Source organism: Pseudoalteromonas sp. SR41-7 (genome assembly GCF_014163935.1).
Classification (GTDB): domain Bacteria; phylum Pseudomonadota; class Gammaproteobacteria; order Enterobacterales; family Alteromonadaceae; genus Pseudoalteromonas; species Pseudoalteromonas distincta.
In genome coordinates this window covers 1-232 of sequence record NZ_JACJEF010000065.1, presented here as the reverse complement: position 1 = coordinate 232, position 232 = coordinate 1, and the positions used below count along the sequence as shown (strand labels likewise).

The 232-nt window shown below is 40.9% G+C and carries 1 protein-coding gene; it reads left to right on the top strand.

Annotated elements, in window-relative coordinates; all coding sequences use genetic code 11:
• Positions 1-232 (top strand): hypothetical protein (locus H5092_RS20520; RefSeq protein ID WP_182734883.1); only part of this gene is annotated, 232 nt, incomplete at both ends.

Genomic DNA, 232 nt, shown 5'->3' with positions numbered 1-232 from the left:
CAAGCGCCAACTGATGATGGTTACACACATTCAAGCGGGTTGCTTCGTATGGTAAACGCCAATGACTATGTATTAGTGTATGGTGATTTTGTAATAGATACATCACATGGCTCAACCTCTGGTAGCTATTTCACGGCCGGTGTATTGGAAGTGAAAGGTAGCTTTACGCAATTATCAACATTTGATGCTGAATCTGATCGTTATAACTTCAGAACCAGTGGAACACATAAAG